The following is a 4,338-nucleotide window of genomic DNA, read 5'->3' on the forward strand; positions in this document are numbered from 1 at the left end:
CCCCCCAGCCGCCCCCCCCCACCCCGGCCCCGGGCGATCAGCAGAGACGTTTCCTCGCTACCGCTCGGCTCAGCTCAGCTCGGCCGCGCGCGCCTCGGCCGGGGTGGGCGCCGTACCGCCCAGATGCGCCGGCACCCACCAGGTGTCGCTCGCGTCCTTGGGGCGTACGGGATAGGCCCGCTGCGCCGCCTCCAGCAGCTCCTGCACCCGATCGCGCAGCCGCCGTGTGATCGCGCCCGCGTACTGGTCCGGCGCCGCCTCGATCTGCTCGCCGACCCGGATCGTCACCGGGATGTGGCTGCGCTTGAAGTTGCGCGGCCGGCCCTTGGTCCACACCCGCTGCGTGCCCCACAGCGCCATCGGGATCAGCGGTACGCCCGCCTCCTGCGCCAGCCGGGCCGCACCCGACTTGAAGCTCTTGAGCGTGAAGGACTGGGAGATCGTCGCCTCGGGGAAGATCCCGATGATCTCACCGGCGCGCAGCGAGTCGAGGGCGTGCGCGTACGCCTGCTCACCCTGCTTGCGGTCCACCGGGATGTGCTTCATCCCGCGCATCAGCGGGCCCGAGACCTTGTGCTTGAACACCGCGTCCTTGGCCATGAAGCGCACCAGCCGCTTCTGGGGGAGCGCCGCGAGGCCCGTGAAGATGAAGTCCAGATAGCTGATGTGGTTGCTCACGAGCACGGCGCCACCGGTGCGCGGGATGTGCTCGGAGCCCTGCGTGTCGATCTTCAGGTCCAGCGCCTTGAACATCGTGCGGGCGGCGCCGATGACCGGCCGATAGACGAGCTCTGCCATCTGGAGAGGACCCTTCTGTTCCGGGGAGGGTTCTCCCGGCGGAAGTTACGCAGCCGTAGGTTTTCGGCATTGCGCCGATGTTGCCGTATCAAACGCCCGGTGGCCAGTCCTGGTGTTCGCGTGGGGCGAGATTCTCGTCACGTCGCCCGTCACCCCACCGTAAACGCCCGGTTGCCGGTCCGGCCAGGGAGAACGCGCGAGCGCGCCCCGGAACGGGCCCCGCCCGCGGAATATTTCACCGCCGCGCGGACGCTGATTTCGGCGGTGAGGCGGGACGGCGGCCGACCGGGCGCGCCGTCACCACCGTGACAGGAGGCCGAAGGTGCGGACGGACGACAGGGAGGGCCGGATGCGGGCGGGCGAAGGCGAGCGGCGGTCCGGGCCGCCGGGCCAGGGCGACCGGCGGCTCGGCGCGGCCGAGTTGGGGGCCGGGCTGGGGGAGCGGGCCACGCTCGTCCAGTTCTCCAGCGCGTTCTGCCAGCCCTGCCGGGCCACCCGGCGCACGCTCGCCGAGGTGGCGGAGATGGTCGACGGGGTCGCGCACGTGGAGGTGGACGCCGAGGAACGGCTCGCGCTCGTACGGGAGCTGGGCATCGTCACCACCCCGACCGTGCTCGTCCTGGACGCCGGCGGCCGGGTTGTCCGCAGGGCCGCCGGGCAGCCCCGCAAGGTCGACGTGATCGCCGCGCTGGGCGCCGCCGTATGACCCGGCGCGGCTCGCGGTGCGGTGACCCGTGCCCTTGACGGTGCGTACCGCCCGTCGTCACCCTGACGAAGTGCCCCAGGAACTCCTTCTCCACGGGCGGGCCCACGTCGACCTGGCCCGCAACGCGAGCGCGCGCTGTCCGGCTCTCTGAGCAGCCACGGACCCGTTCGTCACCCCTCGCAGAAGGACCTCGCCATGACGGCCACCCCCGACCTCGGCACGCACCGGACCGCCTCTCCCGACCTGCTCCGCTCCGTCTTCCGGCAGCACGCCGCGGGCGTCGCGGTCATCACCGCGTCCGGCGAACGCCCCGTCGGATTCACCGCCACCTCGCTCAACTCCGTCGCCGCCGAGCCACCGTTGGTCTCCTTCGGCGTCGGTGTCTCCTCGTCGAGCTGGCCGGTCGTCGCCGAGGCCGAGCATGTCGGCGTCCACATACTCGGGGAGCACCAGGCCGAGCTGGCCGCGACGTTCGCGCGCAGCGGCGCCGACCGCTTCGCTCCCCCCACCGCCTGGCGGACCGGCCCCGAGGGCGTGCCGCTGCTCGACGGCGTACTGGCCTGGCTGGTGTGCCGGGTCGTCGCCCGGGTCCCCGCCGCCGACCACCGGCTGATCGTGGCCCAGGCAGTCGTCGGCGACCCCTCGGGCGCGGGCCGACCGCTCCTCTACCACCAGGGTCGCTTCAACGCGCTGCGCGACTGAGAGTTCCCTGGCACGCCCCCTGCCGTACGTTGGAAACGTCACAGTTCCAAGCGCTTGCTCAGCGGGCAGGCTCTGGTTGTACTGGCGAGTAATATTAACTACGGGGCTCCGGTCCTCCCGACCGGAAACAGCCCGGCAGGGCGCCTATGCTGCGTGCAACAAGGCAGCCAGAAATGACGATGCGGTAGGAGAGCCGGCGTGAGCCTGAGGATCGTTGTCTGTGTGAAGTACGTGCCCGACGCCACCGGCGACCGGCACTTCGCCGATGACCTGACCGTCGACCGGGACGACGTGGACGGTCTGCTGTCGGAGCTGGACGAGTACGCGGTCGAGCAGGCCCTCCAGATCGCCGGGGAGTACGACGGGGACGGCGACGCGGAGATCACCGTACTGACCGTCGGTCCCGAGGACGCCAAGGACGCGCTGCGCAAGGCGCTCTCCATGGGCGCCGACAAGGCCGTCCACGTCGAGGACGACGACCTGCACGGCACCGACGCGCTCGGCACCTCCCTGGTGCTCGCCAAGGCCGTCGAGAAGGCCGGTTACGACCTGGTCGTCTGCGGCATGGCCTCCACCGACGGCACGATGGGCGTGCTGCCCGCGCTCCTCGCCGAGCGGCTCGGCGTCCCGCAGGTCACCCTGCTCTCCGAGGTCTCGGTCGAGGGCGGCACGGTCAAGGGCCGCCGCGACGGCGACACCGCGAGCGAGCTGCTGGAGGCGTCCCTGCCGGCCGTCGTCTCGGTGACGGACCAGTCGGGCGAGGCGCGTTACCCCTCCTTCAAGGGCATCATGGCCGCCAAGAAGAAGCCGGTCACCTCCTGGGACCTGGAGGATCTGGAGATCGACGCCGACGAGGTCGGGCTCGAAGGCGCCTGGACCGCGGTCGACTCGGCGGACGAGCGCCCGGCCCGCACGGCGGGCACGATCGTCAAGGACGAGGGCGAGGGCGGCAAGCAGCTCGCGGCCTACCTCGCGGAGCAGAAGTTCATCTGAGCCCCGCCCGCCACCGCCTTCGGTGCCCCGCGGGCACCAGATCCTCACGACACCTCGCATCCGCAGGAGTGCAATCCCATGGCTGAAGTTCTCGTCTATGTCGACCACGTGGACGGCGCCGTCCGCAAGCCCACCCTGGAGCTGCTGACCCTCGCCCGCCGGATCGGCGAGCCCGTCGCCGTCGCGCTCGGCGCCGGTGCCGAGGCCACCGCGCCCGCGCTCGCCGAGCACGGCGCGGTGAAGGTGCTGACCGCCGACGCCCCCGAGTTCGCCGACTACCTCGTCGTCCCCAAGGTCGACGCGGTACAGGCCGCGTACGACGCCGTCTCGCCGGCCGCCGTGCTCTTCCCGTCCTCCGCCGAGGCCAAGGAGATCGCCGCCCGCCTCGCCGTCCGGATCGGCTCCGGCATCATCACCGACGCCGTCGACCTGGAGGCCGGCGGCGAGGGACCGGTCGCCACGCAGTCGGTGTTCGCCGCCGCGTACTCCACCAGGTCCCGGGTCTCCAAGGGCACCCCGGTCATCACCGTGAAGCCCAACTCGGCCCCGGTCGAGGCCGCACCCGCCGCGGGCACCGTCGAACCGCTCGCCGTGAGCTTCGGCGCCACCGCCACCGGTACGAAGGTCGTCTCCCGTACCCCGCGCGAGTCCACGGGCCGTCCCGAGCTGACCGAGGCCGCGATCGTGGTCTCCGGCGGCCGGGGTGTCAACGGCGCGGAGAACTTCGCGGTCATCGAGGCGCTCGCCGACTCGCTCGGCGCGGCCGTCGGCGCCTCGCGCGCCGCCGTGGACGCGGGCTGGTACCCGCACTCCAACCAGGTCGGCCAGACCGGCAAGTCGGTCTCGCCCCAGCTCTACATCGCCTCCGGCATCTCCGGCGCGATCCAGCACCGGGCCGGCATGCAGACGTCCAAGACCATCGTGGCCGTCAACAAGGACGCCGAGGCGCCGATCTTCGACCTGGTGGACTACGGAGTGGTCGGCGACCTCTTCGAGGTCGTCCCCCAGCTCACCGAGGAGATCAAGGTCCGCAAGGGCTGAACCTGCCCTTCCGGTACGCCCCGGGGCCCGCCGGGGTCGGCCAACCCCCCGCCCCGCCCCCCATTCCCCCCGGGCCCCCCCGGTGCCCCAGTGAGGGC

Annotated in this window: 5 protein-coding genes; 4 read left to right on the plus strand and 1 reads right to left on the minus strand. The window is 72.1% G+C overall.

What is annotated here, in order from left to right:
• Positions 1-69 precede the first annotated feature (69 nt).
• On the minus strand, positions 70-798 hold the full coding sequence (locus ACFXPK_RS32600) for a lysophospholipid acyltransferase family protein (protein ID WP_385007487.1): 729 nt from the start codon (positions 796-798) through the stop codon (positions 70-72).
• 349 nt (positions 799-1,147) lie between these two features.
• Between ACFXPK_RS32600 and ACFXPK_RS32605 the strand changes: the two genes are divergently transcribed.
• The 4 genes from ACFXPK_RS32605 to ACFXPK_RS32620 all read left to right on the plus strand — a co-directional run bounded on the left by ACFXPK_RS32605 (position 1,148) and on the right by ACFXPK_RS32620 (position 4,240).
• The gene (locus ACFXPK_RS32605; RefSeq protein ID WP_385080768.1) at positions 1,148-1,504 is read left to right on the plus strand and encodes a TlpA family protein disulfide reductase; all 357 of its coding nucleotides are present in this window, start codon (positions 1,148-1,150) and stop codon (positions 1,502-1,504) included.
• A 195-nt stretch (positions 1,505-1,699) separates the two neighbouring features.
• Entirely contained in the window at positions 1,700-2,206 is a 507-nt protein-coding gene (locus ACFXPK_RS32610; protein WP_385007490.1) for a flavin reductase family protein, read from the plus strand.
• A 198-nt stretch (positions 2,207-2,404) separates the two neighbouring features.
• Complete coding sequence (locus ACFXPK_RS32615) at positions 2,405-3,199, plus strand: electron transfer flavoprotein subunit beta/FixA family protein (RefSeq protein WP_385007492.1); 795 nt, start codon at positions 2,405-2,407, stop codon at positions 3,197-3,199.
• A 78-nt stretch (positions 3,200-3,277) separates the two neighbouring features.
• Positions 3,278-4,240, plus strand: a complete 963-nt coding sequence (locus tag ACFXPK_RS32620) for an electron transfer flavoprotein subunit alpha/FixB family protein (protein ID WP_385080766.1) — start codon at positions 3,278-3,280, stop codon at positions 4,238-4,240.
• Positions 4,241-4,338 lie beyond the last annotated feature (98 nt).

Origin of the sequence: Streptomyces sp. NPDC059142 (assembly GCF_042755665.1) — a bacterium.
Lineage (GTDB): Bacteria > Actinomycetota > Actinomycetes > Streptomycetales > Streptomycetaceae > Streptomyces.